Genomic DNA, 18,333 nt, shown 5'->3' with positions numbered 1-18,333 from the left:
CTGTGGCATTTCTATAGAAACAGACTCCTTGGTGACAGGCGATCTCCCTATACTAAGCTACCCAAAAGTCCTTAATACTTGACGCTACAGGAAATAAACAATGAAATCAAATCCTTTGCCTCAAAAGCACTTGTCCTCACCTCAACCAATTCAGGAAGATATTGATCAAGGAGTTGAACAGCAACCACAAGACTCATTACCCGAACTAGAAACGGAAGCTGCCAGGGAAGCAACCAATACCCCCGCCCATCCCTCCCGCAAAAAGCGACCGATGTGGCCTTTTCTTCTGCTCGGTATCGGTATTCTAGCATTGGGTGCGATCGCTTTCAAACAGTTCCAACCTAATCCTGAGGTATCACAAAACACCATCACAGCAGCCCCAGCTGAACCTAACCGGTTACCTGTACGAGCCACCCCAGTCAAAATTTATCCACTGCAACAGTTAGTTTTTGGCAATGGCTTCGTTTCAGCAGTGCGAGGCAAACACCTGACCTTCCAAACCTCAGGAACTATCACCTATCTCAAAAAAGTTAATGGACGGGATCTGCGAGAGGGAGATTTTGTCAAAAAGGGTGAATTACTAGCAAAATTAGATGACCGCAGACTGCGAGCAGATCTGGCACAAGCTCAAGCCCAAACTGCTGAAGCTCAAACCCAACGGGTAACAGCACAAGCCAACTTGTCTCAAGCTCAAGCAAATGTAGAACAAACCAAATCACAAGTAATCAGCGCCCAAGCCCAGTTTGAAGCAGCAAAAAATGATTTTGATTTAGCGATATCTGAATTCAAACGCCGTCTAGAACTTTTCGATGCCGGTGTAATCTCAGAGAGTGATGTTGATGTCTACAGAAATAGAGCCGAGGATGCTCAATCCCAAGTCAGAGCAGCACAAGCTGAAGTTAATGCTGCCTTGAGCAATGTCAAAGCCGCTGAAAGTCAGTTAACATCTGCCCAGTCACAATTAACTGCTACTCAAGCCCAGATTTCTTCAGCCAAGGCTGGGCAAACTCGCTCTACCATTAGTTTAGAAGATACGGAGATTGTAGCACCCTTTGATGGCATTGTAGCCCACCTTAATATCCGAGAGGGAGACTTCTGGACAACCCAAATTTTAAACAGTTTAAACACTGGTGATTATCAGACTGTAGTCGATTCAGTGCCTATCATTGTCAATGACCCTAGCGCTTATGAAGTTATTGTCGAACTACCCACTTTTTATGGCCCATTGGTGCAACCGGGTCAATCAGCTTATGTGGTGTTAGATCAAGACATGAGTACTGCCTCTAGTAGAGGCATGACCCAACAGGAATTGTTTCGCCTTGCTAAAGCCCGAGGCACAATTTTTTCAGTCAGTCCTTCGGTTAACCCTGGTGAGCGTTCTGTAAACGTGACCATCCGCCTGTACCAAGGAAGTAAGAATGTACTGGATGGGGAGCGAGTTTCTCTTTGGATCGCTGTGGCAGAAAACCCCACAGCCCTAAGTGTTCCTCTTAATGCAATTGTCTACCGAGACCAGAAACCCTATGTATTTGTTGTAAATCAACAAGAAAAAGTCGTCAAACTGCGTCCGGTAACAGCGGGGATTAGGGGGATTTCTATGCAAGAAATTTCAAGTGGTGTTGAAGTTGGCGACTTAGTGGTCACAGAAGGACTAAATCGCTTAGTTGATGGCACACCAGTTGAAGTGATTGACTAGCAATTTGGAAAGTTTGTAATTGGTCAGATGACGTTTTCCTTTGGTAGGTAATTGATGAGTAGTAAGCTGGTTTCATCCAACCCTAAACCTGAGGGTTTACAGGATAAAATACATCATAATGGGCATAATGGCCATGATGTGCCTGATGTTAACCGAGCCTCAGGTTTAGCTAAATTCTTTTTCCTGAAAACAGTATTTGGTATTCTCTTGATCGTTTTGCTAACCTTGGGTGGATTGATGGGTTATCAGTCGATGGTCAAAGAAGCCGATCCAGATGTGGAAATTCCCATGGCGATAGTGACTACTAGTTGGCCAGGGGCTGACCCAGAAACCATAGAAACTCAAGTCACAGATAAAATTGAAAAAGAACTCAAATCCCTAAAGGGATTGAAGAAAGTTGAGAGTGCTTCTTTCAACGGTTTCTCCCAGATATCAGTGGAATTTCAAGCGAATGCCAATGTTCAGGAGTCGATGGCACTGCTGCGGCAAAAAGTCGATGATGCTGAACCAGAGATTAATTCAGAGGCTAATCAACCAAATATAGAGCAAATCTCTGCCCAAGATGTCCCAATTTTCTCGATTGCTTTATATGGTAATCTCGATCCGGCGGTGTTCAGTCGGGCGGCGGAAGATATTCAAGAAAGACTCGAAAAAGTCTCGGGTGTACGGGAGGTTAATGTAGCAGGACAACGGAAAGAAGTTATCAATGTCCAACTTATCCCCAGCCGCATGATTACTTTGGGGATTTCCCCAACCACAGTAAGTGACCGCCTCAGAGTTGCTAACCAGGATATGCCCTGGGACCAGATTGAAAATGAACAGATTGGAGCCCAGGTGCGATTGTACGGTAGGTTTCGTACCTTGGAAGATTTACGTAGCTTGCCTATCACTCGTTTGGGTGGTAGTTATGGTAGGGTAGTGCGCCTAGATGAAGTTGCCTTAGTACGTCGGGATTTGGAAAGGGAAAAGACTCGTGCTTTCATTAGTTGGCGGGGTTCTGAGTTTGAACCCACCGTCAGCATGGATGTAGTGAAAGTACCAGGGTCTGACTCAATTAACGTCATCGAAAAAACCTTAGAAGAACTGGAGTCTCTCAAGCAAGACCTCAATGTCTGGCCTTTTGGGATGGATTATCGGATTACCTACAGGCAGGACGAACAGATTCACGATGAGCAGAATAACCTGATCATTAATGTGATTCAGGCAGTGGTTGGTGTTTTTATCATCTTGTTCATTGCCCTGACCTGGCGAGAAGCCATAATTGCTGGGTTATCGATTCCTTTAACCTTTCTCGGAGCTATATTTCTGCTCTGGCTTGGTGGGTACACCCTCAACAATATGATCTTATATGGGATGGTCATAGCACTAGGATTGCTGGTGGATGTATTCATCTTAATGATGGAGGGGATGCATGATGGACTGTTTGTGGAAGGGTTAACCTTTAATCAGGCAGCCCTTAAGACTGTGAGAACCTATGCAGCACCAGCCTTTTCCGGTCAGATGACAACTATTCTAGCTATGGCACCCCTGCTGGTAATTAGTGGCACGATGGGCAAGTTTATACGCTTGATGCCGATCACAGCAATTATCTGTCTGTTGCTAAGTTATGCGATCGCTTTATTAATCGATATACCCTTGTCTCGCTTTGTGTTAGGTAATGTCAAAGGCGGGATTAAAAAAACCCGCATTGATAAATTAACCGAATCCGCCTCTGAATGGTTTAAAAACTGGAGTCTCAAGTTTACAGTACGTAACCGAGCAATAGCTGGTGCTTGGATTGTCGGCACTGTAGTTCTTTTTATGACCTCTTTGGTTGCGGTTGCGCAATTACCAGGAACGCTTTTTCCTGATGCTGACACCCGGCCTATCAGTATCAATGTGGAATTACCCCCCACAGCCACCTTGGCAAAGTCTCAACAAGTGGCAGATGATTTAGGAGAAATTTTGCGTTCCAAGGATTATTTTGAAAGTGTCACCAAATTAGTTGGTCAAAAAAGTGCTTTAGTGGCAGAGAGTGGTCTTAAGCCCACACAGGATAACTATTTACTAGGTTTCTCAGCACTATTTACCAAAAAAAACGAGCGCGACCAGTTCTCCTATGACTATATAGATGACTTGCGAACAGAACTGAATCAGGCGATCCGTAATTATCCTGGAGCATCCCTAGTCATAAATGTTCCTGGTACTGGTGAAGGCGGAGACCCCATTGCCATTGAGCTAAAAGGCAATGACATGAACACACTGCGGCAGATTTCCGGTGAAGTCCAATTAGCACTGCGCCAGATTGATGGGACCGAAGATGTCCGTGATGGCTTGGGAGACTTGCGCAACGATATCAAACTTCGACCCAAACGGGAAGCTATGGATTTTTATGGCATCAGTGAAAATGACCTAGCCCTGCAGGGACGCTACATTATGACCGATAACGAGATTACAGACTCTGCCATTAGAGCAGGAAAAGACGACTTAGAAATTCGTCTGAGTACTGCGTGGCCCTCCCGCAATGGCGCTGTAGGTGGTCCGACTCGTCGTGATGAGTTGAGAATGATTCAACTGTTTTCATCAGACCACGGAGCAATATCGGGAGAGGCGATATTGGATATTGAGCAGAGCATGGCTCCCCTATCGATTACCCATACAGATACCGAACGCACAGTTACTGTTTATTCTAAAGCTAAAGGTCGCACGTCTGGAGAGATTTTGGCAGAGTTACAGCCAAAATTAGAGCAAATGAAGAAAACATGGTCCCCAGGTTATGATTACAAATTTGGCGGAGAGGCTGCAACTCAAAGTGAGACCTTTGGTTCCGCAGTTAACATGTCCTATGTATCACTTTTCTTAGTTTTTTCGGTACTGGTGCTGCAATTTGGCTCTTTCACCCAGCCTTTCATTATTATGCTCTCTATCCCCTTTGCTTTGATTGGCACCTTTAGTGGTTTCTCTTTGCTCGGGATACCCCTTTCGTTTCCTGCCATAATTGGGATTATTTCTCTAGTGGGAATTGTAGTTAATGATTCCATCGTTATCGTAGAAACCATGAACAACCATCGCTCAAGTGGAATGAAAGTGCGACAAGCTGCAGCTCATGGTGCTTCTGACCGACTGCGCCCGGTACTCACCACCAGTATTACCACCATGGTTGGTTTGATTCCTTTAGCACTAAGTGATCCCATTTGGTTTCCTTTGTGTATGGCAATTATCTTCGGTTTATGTGCCTCAACCTTGAGTGCGTTGCTGGTGATTCCTTGTTTGTATTTACAGTTGACGCCCAATAAGAGATAGGCAAGAGGCAAGAGGCAAGAGGCAAGAGGCAAGAGGCAAGAGGCAAGAGGCAAGAGGCAAGAGGCAAGAGGCAAGAGGCAAGAGGCAAGAGGCAAGAGGCAAGAGGCAAGAGGCAAGAGGCAAAAAATATTGTGTACCTCATATTACTGAAAAAATGCTGTAAATAATTTATTTTGCACAGCTACTTACTATATAATTTGAATAATCTTTCATCTGAATAGTCTTTCAGATATTCAGGAGATGTTCACAGTTAGGTATTGCTATGGCACAACTCCATCATCATCAAGACTGCTGCAACTCTGGGCATTGCATTGAAGCGGTTGCTGAGGTGACAACCCATGATGACTGCTGCGGGAACAGTCAACAAAAGGAGGTGACAACCCATGATGACTGCTGCGGAAACAGTCAAGGAAAGGAGGTGACAACCCATGATGACTGCTGCGGAAACAGTCAAGGAAAGAATGAATTTAACTTGTGGCGCGAGTTAAGAGCGGTCGCGATCGCTACTCCCCTGTTGTTAATCGGACTGATTTTTCAAGATAGTTTACATCAGACTCCTTTTGGCATAGCTGAATATGCCATTTTGATTCCTGCTTACTTACTCTGTGGTTGGGGAGTGCTAACCACTGCGGGGCGAAATATCCTGCGGGGTCGGATTTTTGACGAAAACTTTTTGATGACCATTGCCACCATAGGCGCGATCGCTATTCACGAACTACCAGAAGCAGTGGGGGTGATGTTGTTTTACCAGCTGGGGGAATTGGTACAGGGGTCTGCGGTGGGGCGATCGCGTCGTTCGATTCGAGCCTTGCTGGAAGTGCGTCCCGATACTGCTAATCTGCTAGTTAACGGCGAGATAAAAACCGTTTCCCCTGATCAAGTTGCTGTTGGGGAAATGATTCGCGTACGCCCTGGGGAGAAAGTTCCCCTGGACGGTGAGATTATTGAGGGACGTTCCCAACTGGATACGTCTGCACTCACAGGAGAATCAGTGCCCCGTACTGTTCTAACAGGAGATCTGGTCTTAGCAGGGATGATTAACCAGTCTGGAGGGCTAACCATTCGCGTTACTAAGCCCTTTGACGAGTCTTCCATTGCCAGAATTTTGGACTTGGTGGAAAACGCCAGAAGCAAAAAAGCCGACACGGAAAAGTTTATTACTCGCTTTGCCCGCTACTATACTCCCGTTGTCGTTTTTCTTTCCCTAGCAATTGCCCTGTTACCACCTTTGCTAATTTCGGGAGCAAGCGCCAGTACCTGGACTTATCGAGCCTTGGTGCTGTTGGTGATTTCCTGTCCCTGTGGATTGGTCATTAGTATTCCTCTGGGCTATTTTGGCGGTATTGGAGGGGCAGCCAAGCGCGGTATTTTGATTAAAGGTTCTACGTTTTTAGATGCTTTAACTCAGGTGAAAACCGTCGTCTTTGATAAAACTGGCACCCTTACTCAAGGAAACTTTCGAGTCACCGATATTATTACCCACAATGGTTTGAGTCAAGAGCAATTACTAGAATTAGCTGCTCATGTAGAATCTGGGTCAAATCATCCCGTCGCCCAATCGATTCGACAAGCTCATGGCAAACCGATTGATACTTCTAAGGTTGACAATTATCAAGAAATTGCGGGACACGGTATGCGCGCCCAAATTGATGGAAAAGTTGTCATCGCAGGAAACGATCGCTTACTCCATCGAGAGGGGATTTCCCATGATGTCTGTGTGGCTGATAGTACGGTAGCTCACTTAGCGGTGGATGGTGAATACAGTGGGCGTATCTTAATTGCCGATGAACTCAAAGAAGATGCCATCAATGCCATCCAAGCACTGCACCAACAGCAGATTAAAACTGTGATGCTGACAGGAGACAGTCAAACCATAGCTAATACTATCGCTCGAAGGCTAGGGATAGATGATTTTCAAGCGGAACTCTTACCAGAGGATAAGGTGAATGCTTTAGAGAAAATCCTCACAGCAGTAAACCAAACTAACCATAAAACCGCATTTGTGGGAGATGGCATCAACGACGCACCAGTAATTGCTCGTGCTGATGTGGGCATAGCTATGGGGGGATTAGGCTCAGATGCTGCTATCGAAACCGCCGACGTGGTAATTATGACCGATGCTCCCTCTAAAGTAGCAGAAGCGATCGCCATCGCCCGCCGAACCCTAGGTATTGTTTGGCAAAATATTATTATTGCTTTGGGAGTGAAAGTCGTCTTTATTGCCCTGGGTGCGATGGGGGTAGCAACTCTCTGGGAAGCTGTATTTGCCGATATGGGAGTGGCTCTGTTAGCGATTCTTAATGCTAGTCGGGTATTGCAGATAAGGGAGCAGGGAGCAGGGAGTAGCTCGTAGGGAGTAGGCAATAGGTAAGATGGTAAAAATTTTGTGTACCTCATTAAAATAAAAACCGCTATAGAAGATTAAATGATATAACGGTGAAGTTAGTTGGTGCGACATTGATTACTCAAAAGTACTAATCTATAGCAATTCTGTTTCCCATGAGGTACAAAGGGATCCCCCTAAATCCCCCTTAAAAAGGGGGACTTTGAAGTTGATAATTTTACCTCATACATGCAATCAACGCTATACATTACTGACCAGTCTTCGAGGGTTAAACCTATGACACGCTCAAAGTCTTTTGGATTACGTGTGATTAGGGTTGCTCTGCCAGGTGCCCCATCTCTTAATCGATTTCTTGCCGATAGGCAGCAATTTCAGCCTGTAGATTGTCAAAGGTCGGGTCATCCTTAAAGCATCCAAATTTATCCAGCCAAGGATTTCCTGTCTTCCCTAGTAGGGGAATGTCAACTTCAACAACTTCAACCTGATTAGTTAGATAGTCAAGTAGTTGAGCTTTAAGCTGATTGATGGCAGCATCACGGCTATTTTCTACAACCATGACTTCGGGCCATTCTTTGGCACGAGCAATATATTTATCGTTTTCTCTACTGAGGATAACTTCATAAATCATGACCCCATCTCCTGCTCATATTAAGTCGCTATTTCAATTTTAGCTGAGGGGGTAACAACAAGGCTATTAGCGATTCTTAATGGCAGTCGGGTGTTGCAAATAAGGGAGAATTGAATATGTATATAGCGTTTCTAGGACTCATGAGGTACACAGAATTGTTTGACTATTGGCTCTTGCCTCTTCTGTCTTACCTGCTCCCTGCTCCCTGCTCCCTGCTCCCTATTTCAACAGTTAATTTTACTTTTGTCCGACTAATTACCTTTCAAATTCTGTAACCATAGTTTGCAAAAAATGCTTTACCTCTTGGGGCGATCGCAAATGGTAAACCTGCTTTGTTGCTTTAGCCGCTTCCACATAAGTCCGGTATTTGGGCGTTAGCTTTTTATGACACAGCCAGACCGTGTTATAGGAATTCAGTGTGCCTTTTACTAGGGGACTATTTTCAGGCCAGCCTTCCGGTGGCACCCAAAGACCTTTAACAAATCGCTTTGTGACCCACCAGTAATGTCGCAGCACAGCCATATCCAGATAGACCAGGGTATCGGCTACATCTAGCCGTTGCCACACCGTATCGAGTGAGACAAATCCATCAACGATCCATTGCTCCTGTTGCAAGAGGTGATCATGGGCAGCTTTAAACTCGGCATGGGGCACCTCAACACCGCCCGGTCTATATTTCATGGAATCGAGGTGTACCAGGGGTAATCCAGTTATTTCGGCTAAACGTTTGCTGAGGGTCGATTTGCCAGCGCCAGCATTGCCAAATACTGCAACTCTATTCATAGTTAGGGAACAGGGAGTAGGGAGTAGGGAGTAGGGAGTAGGGAGTAGGGAGTAGGGAAGAGATAAGAGGGAACAGGGAACAGGGAACAGGGAAGAGATAAGAGGGAACAGGGAAGTCGGAAGTCGGAAGTGGATAAACAATGTGTACCTGATAGTTATGCAAACCGCCGTAGTACTGAAATAGTCAAATATTATTACTACTCCCGATTCCCGATTCCCGATTCCCTGTTCCCGATTCCCTACTCCCTACTCCCTACTCCCTACTCCCTACTCCTATTAACTGTTGCTCCAATTCTATCACTTTTCTCTGAATATCTAAGCTCCGGTAAAGTTCTAAACTTTCAGTAAAAAATTGGTAAGCCATGGCTTTAGCATTCGCTTGATTACCCTCAACACGACGCAAGTAAATTTCCCCTAAGAGCTGGCGAGCAGAGGCTTCTAGTTTTCGACGGTTGTAGTCTAAGAAGACTTGTAGGGATTCCCGGGCTAACGCTTCCGCTCGGTCAAGGTTTTCTAAGACATTCACCTCTAGGTAAGCCCGGGAGATATCTAGAATTTCTTCCGCCCTATTGACATGTTGTCCAAGTTCTGAAAGTAACCTTAAGCCGATAGTGTAGTTGCTTTCAAATTGCTCAATCTGTTCTGGTAGAGTAGGGTGGTTGGAGGGTAATCGGCGCAAGCGTTCTGAATAAAGTAAGCTAAGAGCGCTATAGTTGTAGGCTAGGTTGGCTTTGTAGTCGTTGGCTTGACTAATTTCCATGGCTTGACGAATACTTTGCTCCCCTTGGCTGAGTAAGTGGAGGGCTTCGGTTGTGTCTGGAGTATTTCTGGCTAGGAGGCGTTGGCTGTTACCAATTTTTCGATACCGATTAGCAATATATTCATTTTGACCAAGTTGTTGATGGAGATTTAGGCTTTGCTGGTAATAGTCAATGGCTTTGGTGTAATCACCTAATTCTCGGTAACAATTAGCTAGCCAATACCACGAATCTGCGACATCTATTTGTAAATCCAACTGGTGATAAAGCTCACGGCTTTGTTGGTGGTATGAAATCGCTTGATCATACTTGCCCCAATCTTGATAAATTCTACCGAGCTGATAGTAGGCATCAGCAATATTTGGTTGATCATCAAGCTGCTGACGGATGGCTAAGGTTTTGAGCTGATAATCAACAGCTTGCTGATATTTGCCCCAGTTTCGATAACAATCAGCTAGCAAATACCACAAACTGGCAACATCTTTCTGTAAATCCAACTGGTTATAGAGTTCAAGGCTTTGTTGGTAGTATACGATCGCTTGATCATACTTACCCCAAGATTCATAGATTCTACCGAGCTGATAGTAGGCTGATGCTATCCTTGGTTTATCATCAATCTGTTGGCGGATAGCTAAGTCTTGAAGTTGACAATCGACTGCTTGCTGATATTTACCGGATAGTCGATAACAATTAGCCACCAACGACGACAAACTGGCTACTATTTCTTCTTGACCCAACTGCTGATAAAGGTCACGGCTTTGTTGGTAGTATTGTCTCGCTTGATCATACTTATCCCAACATTGATAAATGTAGCCTAGGTTAAAGTAGGCAAATGCTATTCTTGGTTGGTCATCAAGCTGCTGACGGATGGCTAAATCTTTGAGTTCACAATCGAGAGCTTGCTGATATTTGCCCCAGTTTCGATAACAATCAGCTAGCCAATACCACTGATTGGCGACATTCTTTTGTTTATCCAAATGCTGATAAAGCTCACGGCTTTGTTGGTAGTATAGTATCGCATCTTCATACTTACCCCAACCTTGATAAATGTAACCTAGTTGATAGTAGGCATCAGCAATATTTGGTTGGTCATCAAGCTGTTCACGGATGGCTAAGTCTTTGAGTTCACAATTGAGAGCTTGCTGATATTTACCCCAGTTTCGATAACAAGCAGCCAGCCAGGACCACTGATTGGCAACATTCTTTTGGTTATCCAACTGCTGATAAAGGTCACGGCTTTGTTGGTGGTATCGAATCGCTTGGTCATACTTACCCCAAGTTTGATAAATTCTACCGAGGTGATAGTAGGCTAATGCTATATCTGATTGCTGATCAAGCTGCTGACGGATGGCTAAGTCTTTGAGTTCACAATCAACAGCTTGCTGATAGTTGCCCCAGTCTCGATAACAAGCAGCTAGCCAATACCATGAATCGGCGACATCTTTCTGTTTATCTAACTGCTGATATAGGTCACGGCTTTGTTGGTGGTATGCGATTGCTTGATTATATTTGCCCCAATCTTGATAAATTCTACCTAGTTGATAGTAAGCTAATGCTATTGCTGGTGTCTCATCAAGCTGCTGACAAATAGCTAAGGTTTGGAGTTGACAATCCACCGCTTGCTGATATTTACCCCAGTTTTTATAACAATCAGCTAGCCAAGACCACTGATTGGCTACATTCTTTTGTTTATCCAACTGATCATAGAGGTCACGGCTTTGTTGGTAGTATGCGATCGCTTCGGAATACTTACCCCAACCTTGATAAATGTAACCTAGCTCAAAGTAGGCACTTGCTACACCTGTTTGGTCATCAAGCTGTTGACGGATGGCTAAGGTTTTGAGTTGACAATCGACCGCTTGCTGATATTTGCCCCAGTCTCGATAACAATCACCTAGCCAGGACCACAAATTGGCTAGATTCTTTTGGTTAGCCAACTGCTGATTGATTTCAACGCTGTCTTGGTACAATGCGATCGCTTTATCATAGTCCTGCTTTTTCCGGTAACAGGTAGCTATTGCCCAAGCAATGTAACCCTTGAGCGGACTATCTGGCTGTTGGTTAATCTCCTCTAAAATCCCAATCGCATGATCATAGTTATCTGGACGAAGGTAAGACAGTGCTGTGACAAATTCTATCCCTTGTTGATTTCCCTGATCCGGAATCGGATATTGTCTGGTTGCTTCCAGAGCTGGGGTCATCTCTTCCCCTAGTTCTGTCACCAAATCGATCAGATTAGCAAATAGCCTAAGCTCTGGCTGTTGAACTAGCTGTTGAACAAATTTATTTACAGCACTAACTAAGGTTTCTCCAGCTTGACCACAAGCTACGTATAAACTTGCTAACTGAGTCTTTACCCATTGCTCTTCACTTAGCTTTATAGTATTAGCCGCTTCTTGGAGGAACTTAATTACTTCATCCTTCTGATTAAACCTTTCAATCTCCCGTAATCTGGTCAACAATTCCTTAATCGTTTCATTGTAAAAGTCTTCATCTAACCCCAAGCAAGTCCAGACTAACTGCTGAATCACCGTGGATCGAATCTTGCTGTTGACATCAACATCCGCCAAAACTTTACCTGCAAACAGTAAATCCTGCAATACCGATGGCGATTCCTGATATGAAACGGTTGAATCTTCCCCTAAGACTGGCCAAACTAAAACCACATCCTTTGATGGGCGTTGCTGAATTGAAGTATGAATGCGCGATTGTTTGGTGTTGGTCAAGCCCCCTAAATCCCCCAACTTTGGGGGACTTTGAGAGTTTTGTTCCCCCCAAAATTGGGGGGCTAGGGGGGCAAAATTATACCCAGAATCAGCAACACTCTTTGATGATGTTTTTCTAATCTTAATTTCGCCATGGTCAATCCTAGGATCATAGTCATCTAAGGGTTTAAACAACTTTGTAACTAACTTATTAATCCGTCTGGGATTCTCATTCCCCAAATACCCTAAGGCTAACAAAATTGGTTCATGCCAACGGGCTTCATATCGATGCTGATTAATACTATCGAGAATCTCACTAACATCATGATCCGCAATATCCCGAGCGGCAAAATATTCTTCAAAGGTCAGATGCATAAACCCATAACTACCAGGGGCACGTTCCACAAACAAACCGGTTGTTTCCCTGACCCTGCGCAAAAAATCATTAATTTGCCACTGCACGCTCTGGGAATCCGGGTCCTCACCATTCGACTCCCCATGGATTTCGGCTAGTTTTTCCCTAACTTCTGCTTCACTGACTAATCCCGAGGGTTTCTCTTTATGCATCCAGTAAGCCAAGGGAGCCAAAAGTTCCATCACCTGACTTTCTTTTAGCACTACGGTCTCAACACCAGGCAATTTTTTGCTCAATTGCCAATCTTCGGTCAAGGTCTGGACCGCTAATTCATAGAGTTTTACCCGTTGATTGGGCAAGCGAGAACCATTGCGGTGAATTAATGCCAAAATCGTTAACAATAAGGGATTGCCAGTCATACGCTTGACTCCCTCACTGGCTGCGATCGCCTCCTTCAGTTCCCGACTTTGATGATCCGCTTCCTGCTGCCAATAGTGCTGACTAGCATCCGGTCTTTGAGCTTTCTCTACCGCTAGACACCATCGGTCCAAAAACCGCTCCACCTGTTCCGGTTCCATCTCAGTAATGGTGAAATGGGAAAAGCGTTCGCTTAATTTAACCTCCCGATAGCCAGCAATCCGGCTAGTAATCACAAACTTGTTATTGTGGAATTCGTTAACAAAGTCTTCAATTTGCTTAACTATCTGTTGGCGTATATCCTGATTAAATACTTCATCTAAGCCATCCAACAGCACCAGACACATCCCACTATAAAGTTTGTGAATTAAATGCTCAAAAATGGTTGTAGTATTATCGGATCTACAAAGTTGACTTGGTTGTGCCCCCCTAGGGCGTGTCTTCAAACTCGGAGATCCCCCTAAATCCCCCTTAAAAAAGGGGGACTTTGAGAATGGCTCCCCCTTCCGCGCGGGGGGCTGGGGGGGATCTAAATCTTGCGGAAAACTTTGAAAACACGCCCTAACCCCCCAATCTTGGGGGGAAATAGTCTCAAAGTCCCCCAGAATTGGGGGATTTAGGGGGCTATTGCTCAGTTCGTTATCAGTCTTATTTGTAAATTCACTTTGCCACTGCTCAGAGAATTCCCTAAGAAACTGTTGCAAGCTCAAGTCCGATTGGGTTGCCAACCGTTCCGCATAGTCAGCAATCCGAAAGAAAACCGGTAAGCGAGTTTGCCCCAAATCCTCGTTAGCTTCCCCTGCCAATACTGTTTCCTGGTGATCCCGTTGAGCGGTGGCAAAATGGAGCGCTAGATATTTCAGAAGGGTGGTTTTCCCAGCACCAGGGTCTCCCAAAATCACGCTATACTGACTATCCTGTATGGCTTTCGCTAAATCAACCTTTTCCGGAATAGTTTTAGTACTGCTAGAACTATCGATATCCTGAGTTATCCTTTCCAACTGATCTACCCGAATCGAAGGGCTAGGGCGTGTCTTCAAACTCGGAGATCCCCCATTATCCCCCTTAAAAAAGGGGGACTTTGAGTATGGCTCCCCCCTTAATAAGGGGGGCTGGGGGGGATCATAATCTTGCGGAAAACTTTGAAAACACGTCCTAGATAAATTAGCTTTAGATAAATGCCTAGCATCGGAGGTATCAACCACCAGCTTCTGACGTTCAGCCTTGAGGGAAATATAGACCTGATCCAGAAAAATATCGACTTGGCGCTGCACCTGCATCACGCCACTAAACTTGAGATAAGAATTCTGGGCAATTAACCACTCCAGATAGGGATAGAATAACGGTTCCAGGGGGGGATGGGTTTGAAATTCCACAATCTGCTCCCGCCAATCCCAGAAATCCGGAGCCCGGAGGCGAAACTCATCCAAAAATTGGGGTTTATTGAGCCAAAACATCAATACCATGTCTCGCTCAAACAGGGATTCTCTACCGACATTCAGTCGTTTTAGCTCATTGATGCGACGAGGTGTGTCCAACTGCTCAATCCCGAAGGCCATGATTAGAGGACGACTGTCAGCAGGAGTGTTGACAGAGGTACCTTGATCGAGGGGATTGAGACCGTAGAGAAAATTAATTAAAGAATCCTGACTGTAGAAAAAGTTGCTAACCTGAAACCCTTCCTCACTCAAGGCTTCTTGATTAACAACAGATTTAAACTGCTCCACCACCGGATGGTTGGGACCACTTTCGGGAGCGATCGCAAAAATAATGGTGGTGCCACTAGATAGTGCGAGAGTCGTGACTAAGCTATCCAGCTCATTATGGTCAGCGGGAGTCAATGGATCAGGGGCTGTTTTCATGGGTGAGTATTGAGTGAGAGAGGGAAGATGGGGAGATGGGGAGATGGGGAGATGGGGAGATGGGGAGATGGGGAGATGGGGAGATGGGGAGATGGGGAGTTTGGGAGGGAGGATTAGTATTCACAAAAATCGTTAATTTATTGGATTGATGAGGTTGATAAGAGTACCTCATAATACATGGAAGAAACCCTATCAATTCTAAATTCTAAATTCTCAATTCTCAATTCTCAATTCTCAATTCCCTATTACCATCGCGACTACTCAGAAATTGCCTTTCTGAAAAACCTCATTGCCTCAACTGTAGACGCCATTACTACAGACCTAGTTAACAACTCCATATCTAGGTCTGGTAACACCTCTGAGGTATAAATTCGTTCGTAACCGTCTGCTCTGAGATGATGTAAGGTAAATAGACCATCTTCCCAGAACCAGACTTCAGGTACACCCAACTCCCGATAGCGATTGAGTTTGGAGAGATTACCACTGGTAAAAACCACTTCGATAGATAAGTCTGGAATTTTCTTTGGCTTTCCGATACAATAAGACTCATCCGCTTGTGCTGAGGCTACCCCTGGTTTTTCTTGGGTAAAGCTTCCTGTAGGGGTGAACTCAATTCCCTTTTCTTCAAAGTAGATAGCTAACAGAATCCCGATCAAGCGGCTAAAGGTTTCGTGGTCTTGAGAAACTGCCAAGATTTCTACTTCTCCTCCGTAGTAGAATAACCGTATTCCTGGTGAATCGGCAAAGCTCTGTTCCAGTAATTTGAATTGTTGCCAATTCATCCCAGAGTGAATCAGCCGTTGGTCTTTTGGTTTTGAGAGTGTCTGTGTCATTGCTTCCATTCCCGATTACCCATGCCCTTCCCCCCTTTTTAAGCAGGGCTGCTTTATTCTAACAAAACCCAAAGCCTAGACCATCAGCTGATAGCTGAATGCTTACCTGAAACCTAAGAGCTGACAGCTGAATTCTGACTCCCTTGCCACTGTTCCAAGTCTTCGATAATAATCGGATGCACATCAAACCAGGTATGGTCACCGTAATACCCTAAGACATACTTATTTTGTAAAAGTTCATCACAAATGACAAATTCCCCTTGCTTGGGCAAATGATGGGTATTGGTAGTTAAGCGACCAGTTTCGTGAACAGTAGCCAATTCTTTAAAATGATAGTCGTTGATAGTATAGGCTTTGCGTTCTTCTTGAATCGCCTCCTTAGCAATGGTTGTGTCTACATATTCCTTTTTTTTCTTCAGGGCGACCTGACAAGCCCCCCGCGCTAGTCGGATTAAATCCCGGAGCACACCACCACTCTTTTCAGATAATAGCTCTAGGGCATCGGGAGTGAATAGGTCTGTCTCGTTAATTTTAGCTAATCGTTTGGTAATCACAGACTTCAACCTATCTCGACCAGCTTGGTTAGGGGTTGAGGTGGGACCAGAATTGCGATCGCATTCAAATACAGGCAAATTATACAAATCCAAACATTGAAAGCTTTCCATCGGTTGGCGAAAGCTAGGGGAATATCGTAAGGAAATTGGAATGGTGTAAATAATATGACACTCTAATTCTGTCAGCAGCGGACTAGCAAACATTTCCAAAGCGGTTCTCAAATCATGGCGATCGAGACCATCTACAATTACCAATAATTTTTGCTTACGATCTTTCTCAGCAGCTTTGATAATATCGTTAACTCGATCAATGATGTCACTAACAGCAGGGCGAATGTTAAGGGTTTTAGTCATATCCCGAGTTAATCCCCGTTTCAGAATTAACCCCAATTTTTTCAAAACCTCTGGTAACTCTAACTGTTCAGTCTCCGTTTCTTTATCTTGATAAATTACTGTTGTTAGGCTATTTTCTAAATCATCCAGTAAGCGCTGATCCCGATTTGACCACCAGCCTGGTTTAATGGCTTGGCGACAAACCTCCATTCCAATCAACACCACCACCTCAGCATAACCAATGTTATAGCGGTCAAGAGCTGTTGCCGTATCAACCCAGATTACGGCGTAGTTTTCTGCTAGCTCCTGTTGAATTCGTCGCAATTCCGTGGTTTTTCCACTGCCCCGATGACCAGCTAATAAAAACTTAGCTGGTTCATCTTCCATTTCCAGAATAGCGATTAAATTTTCTACTGGACTATCCTCTCGCTGGATATAAAAATCTTTCATTTCCTCTGGTGTGGTCAGGGGTTGCTCTGGGTTAAACAGTTGGTAAGCTGGTTTCCAATACTTGGCGTTGCTCATGGTTAAGGGGAATAGGGAGTAGGGAGTAGGGAGTAGGGAGTAGGGAGTAGGGAATAGGGAACAGGGAACAGGGAACAGGGAATAAAATTTAGATTTAGATCATAACTATAATATTAAGCAGTCAGCGGTCAGCGGTCAGCGGTCAGCGGTCAGCGGTTAGTCGTCAGTTGTCAGTTGTCAGTTGTCAGCCTAATGCTTACAATAAAAATTGTGCGCATTAGCTGATAGCTGATAGCTTACGACTGACCGCTGATAGCTTACGATTCCCCTAGCACTATCATGGTCTATTATCTCAAAGATAAGTATATTATTTTACTTACGGCTTTTGGCTTTAAGCGTGTTTTTGGTACGGAAGAAAATAAAGCACTACTTATTGATTTTTTAAATACCCTTTTACCACCTCATCATGAAATTGAAGATGTTACCTTCAAGAATACAGACAAGGTAATTTTTGAAATCTACTGTCAAGCCAAAACTGGGGAAGGCTTTATTGTTCTACTTCAAAAAGCAAAACAAAACTTCTTTAAAGATAGAAGTGTTTACTATTCCACATTTCCAATCCAAGAACAAGCGCAAAAAGGCGATTGGGATTATCAGTTAAAGGCGGTTTATACTGTCGGTGTCTTAGATTTTGTTTTTGACAACCATAAAGATGATGAGACAATCCTACATACTGTGGAGCTAAAAAATCAGGATTGTCAGGTGTTTTATGACAAACTCAAATTCCTGTATATTGAATTACCCAAATTTACCAAAACCCTAGACCAGTTAGAAACACATTTTGATAAATGGCTGTTTGTCCTTAAAAATCTATCAGAATTACAGAATCGCCCTCAACCTTTCCAAGAGTCGGTCTTCAATCAACTGTTTGACGTGGCAGAAATTGCGAATTTTTCTCGCACTGAACAGGATAACTACCAAAACAGTCTCAAATATTACCGCGACATGAATAATATTGTCGAGACTTCTAGACAAGAAGGGTTGCTACAAGGTCGAGAAGAAGGTTTACAAGAAGGTAGAGAAGAAGGGCTAAAACAAGGTCGAGAAGAAGGAGCACAACGAGAACGAGCACTGATTCTCCGTCTGCTATCCCGTAGCTTAGGAGAAATACCGAGTGAACTGCAACAGCAAATTCTTCAACTATCACTGGACCAGTTGGAAGGGTTGAGTGAAGCCTGCTTAGATTTCTCGAATCTTGATGATTTAAGGGTTTGGTTGAATGAAACTTAAGAGTAATACAGCGGTTTTTAATTCGGTC

General features: G+C 44.3%; 12 protein-coding genes. 6 read left to right on the top strand and 6 right to left on the bottom strand.

Annotated features, from left to right (window positions below; genetic code table 11):
* Nucleotides 1–100: 100 nt before the first annotated feature.
* Both F6K46_RS14895 and F6K46_RS14890 read left to right on the top strand, forming a co-directional pair.
* Nucleotides 101–1,696, top strand: a complete 1,596-nt coding sequence (locus tag F6K46_RS14895; protein WP_293053672.1) for an efflux RND transporter periplasmic adaptor subunit — start codon at nt 101–103, stop codon at nt 1,694–1,696.
* A 54-nt stretch (nt 1,697–1,750) separates the two neighbouring features.
* Nucleotides 1,751–4,978 (top strand): efflux RND transporter permease subunit, encoded by a 3,228-nt coding sequence (locus F6K46_RS14890; protein WP_293053674.1) that lies wholly within the window; start codon nt 1,751–1,753, stop codon nt 4,976–4,978.
* Here the strand turns inward: F6K46_RS14890 and F6K46_RS14885 are convergent.
* Nucleotides 4,952–5,101 (bottom strand): hypothetical protein, encoded by a 150-nt coding sequence (locus F6K46_RS14885; protein ID WP_293053676.1) that lies wholly within the window; start codon nt 5,099–5,101, stop codon nt 4,952–4,954. The genes F6K46_RS14890 and F6K46_RS14885 overlap by 27 nt on opposite strands.
* 139 nt (nt 5,102–5,240) lie before the next feature.
* On the opposite strand from F6K46_RS14885, the gene F6K46_RS14880 reads away from it, so the two are divergent.
* Complete coding sequence (locus F6K46_RS14880; protein ID WP_293062319.1) at nt 5,241–7,331, top strand: heavy metal translocating P-type ATPase; 2,091 nt, start codon at nt 5,241–5,243, stop codon at nt 7,329–7,331.
* Nucleotides 7,332–7,662: 331 nt separating this feature from the next.
* Here the strand turns inward: F6K46_RS14880 and F6K46_RS14875 are convergent, their stop codons facing one another.
* Nucleotides 7,663–7,950, bottom strand: coding sequence for a hypothetical protein (locus tag F6K46_RS14875; RefSeq protein ID WP_293062317.1), 288 nt, complete (start codon nt 7,948–7,950; stop codon nt 7,663–7,665).
* Nucleotides 7,951–8,090: 140 nt separating this feature from the next.
* Here F6K46_RS14875 and F6K46_RS14870 point away from each other — a divergent pair, with 140 nt between their 5' ends.
* On the top strand, nt 8,091–8,225 hold the full coding sequence (locus F6K46_RS14870; protein ID WP_293062315.1) for a hypothetical protein: 135 nt from the start codon (nt 8,091–8,093) through the stop codon (nt 8,223–8,225).
* On the opposite strand, the gene F6K46_RS14865 is transcribed toward F6K46_RS14870, so the two are convergent.
* Complete coding sequence (locus F6K46_RS14865) at nt 8,206–8,874, bottom strand: adenylate kinase (protein WP_293062313.1); 669 nt, start codon at nt 8,872–8,874, stop codon at nt 8,206–8,208. The two genes, F6K46_RS14870 and F6K46_RS14865, sit on opposite strands and share 20 nt — an antisense overlap.
* Between F6K46_RS14865 and F6K46_RS14860 the strand changes: the two genes are divergently transcribed.
* Complete coding sequence (locus F6K46_RS14860; RefSeq protein WP_293062311.1) at nt 8,863–9,081, top strand: hypothetical protein; 219 nt, start codon at nt 8,863–8,865, stop codon at nt 9,079–9,081. The two genes, F6K46_RS14865 and F6K46_RS14860, sit on opposite strands and share 12 nt — an antisense overlap.
* Here the strand turns inward: F6K46_RS14860 and F6K46_RS14855 are convergent.
* The 3 genes from F6K46_RS14855 to F6K46_RS14845 all read right to left on the bottom strand — a co-directional run bounded on the left by F6K46_RS14855 (nt 8,987) and on the right by F6K46_RS14845 (nt 17,075).
* On the bottom strand, nt 8,987–14,830 hold the full coding sequence (locus tag F6K46_RS14855) for a tetratricopeptide repeat protein (protein ID WP_293062309.1): 5,844 nt from the start codon (nt 14,828–14,830) through the stop codon (nt 8,987–8,989). The two genes, F6K46_RS14860 and F6K46_RS14855, sit on opposite strands and share 95 nt — an antisense overlap.
* A 257-nt stretch (nt 14,831–15,087) precedes the next feature.
* Nucleotides 15,088–15,663, bottom strand: a complete 576-nt coding sequence (locus F6K46_RS14850) for a Uma2 family endonuclease (RefSeq protein ID WP_293062307.1) — start codon at nt 15,661–15,663, stop codon at nt 15,088–15,090.
* 113 nt (nt 15,664–15,776) lie between these two features.
* Nucleotides 15,777–17,075 carry a P-loop NTPase fold protein gene (locus F6K46_RS14845; RefSeq protein ID WP_293062305.1) on the bottom strand — a complete coding sequence of 433 codons (1,299 nt, stop codon included), beginning with the start codon at nt 17,073–17,075 and terminating at the stop codon, nt 15,777–15,779.
* A 279-nt stretch (nt 17,076–17,354) separates the two neighbouring features.
* Between F6K46_RS14845 and F6K46_RS14840 the strand changes: the two genes are divergently transcribed.
* Nucleotides 17,355–18,305 carry an Rpn family recombination-promoting nuclease/putative transposase gene (locus F6K46_RS14840; protein WP_293062303.1) on the top strand — a complete coding sequence of 317 codons (951 nt, stop codon included), beginning with the start codon at nt 17,355–17,357 and terminating at the stop codon, nt 18,303–18,305.
* The last annotated feature ends 28 nt before the right edge of the window (nt 18,306–18,333 follow it).

The sequence above is a fragment of the Moorena sp. SIO3E8 genome (assembly GCF_010692445.1).
GTDB classification, from domain to species: Bacteria; Cyanobacteriota; Cyanobacteriia; order Cyanobacteriales; family Coleofasciculaceae; genus Moorena; species Moorena bouillonii.
The sequence above is the reverse complement of the archived record's forward strand: the minus strand, read 5'-3'. Positions and strand labels throughout refer to the sequence as shown.

Excerpts from the sequence above, each read along its gene's own strand:
- F6K46_RS14895 (WP_293053672.1), top strand. The coding sequence starts at position 101 with ATGAAATCAAATCCTTTGCCTCAAAAGCACTTGTCCTCACCTCAACCA.
- F6K46_RS14890 (WP_293053674.1), top strand. The coding sequence starts at position 1,751 with ATGAGTAGTAAGCTGGTTTCATCCAACCCTAAACCTGAGGGTTTACAG.
- F6K46_RS14880 (WP_293062319.1), top strand. The coding sequence starts at position 5,241 with ATGGCACAACTCCATCATCATCAAGACTGCTGCAACTCTGGGCATTGC.
- F6K46_RS14875 (WP_293062317.1), bottom strand. The coding sequence starts at position 7,950 with ATGATTTATGAAGTTATCCTCAGTAGAGAAAACGATAAATATATTGCT.
- F6K46_RS14870 (WP_293062315.1), top strand. The coding sequence starts at position 8,091 with ATGAGGTACACAGAATTGTTTGACTATTGGCTCTTGCCTCTTCTGTCT.
- F6K46_RS14855 (WP_293062309.1), bottom strand. The coding sequence starts at position 14,830 with ATGAAAACAGCCCCTGATCCATTGACTCCCGCTGACCATAATGAGCTG.
- F6K46_RS14850 (WP_293062307.1), bottom strand. The coding sequence starts at position 15,663 with ATGACACAGACACTCTCAAAACCAAAAGACCAACGGCTGATTCACTCT.
- F6K46_RS14845 (WP_293062305.1), bottom strand. The coding sequence starts at position 17,075 with ATGAGCAACGCCAAGTATTGGAAACCAGCTTACCAACTGTTTAACCCA.
- F6K46_RS14840 (WP_293062303.1), top strand. The coding sequence starts at position 17,355 with ATGGTCTATTATCTCAAAGATAAGTATATTATTTTACTTACGGCTTTT.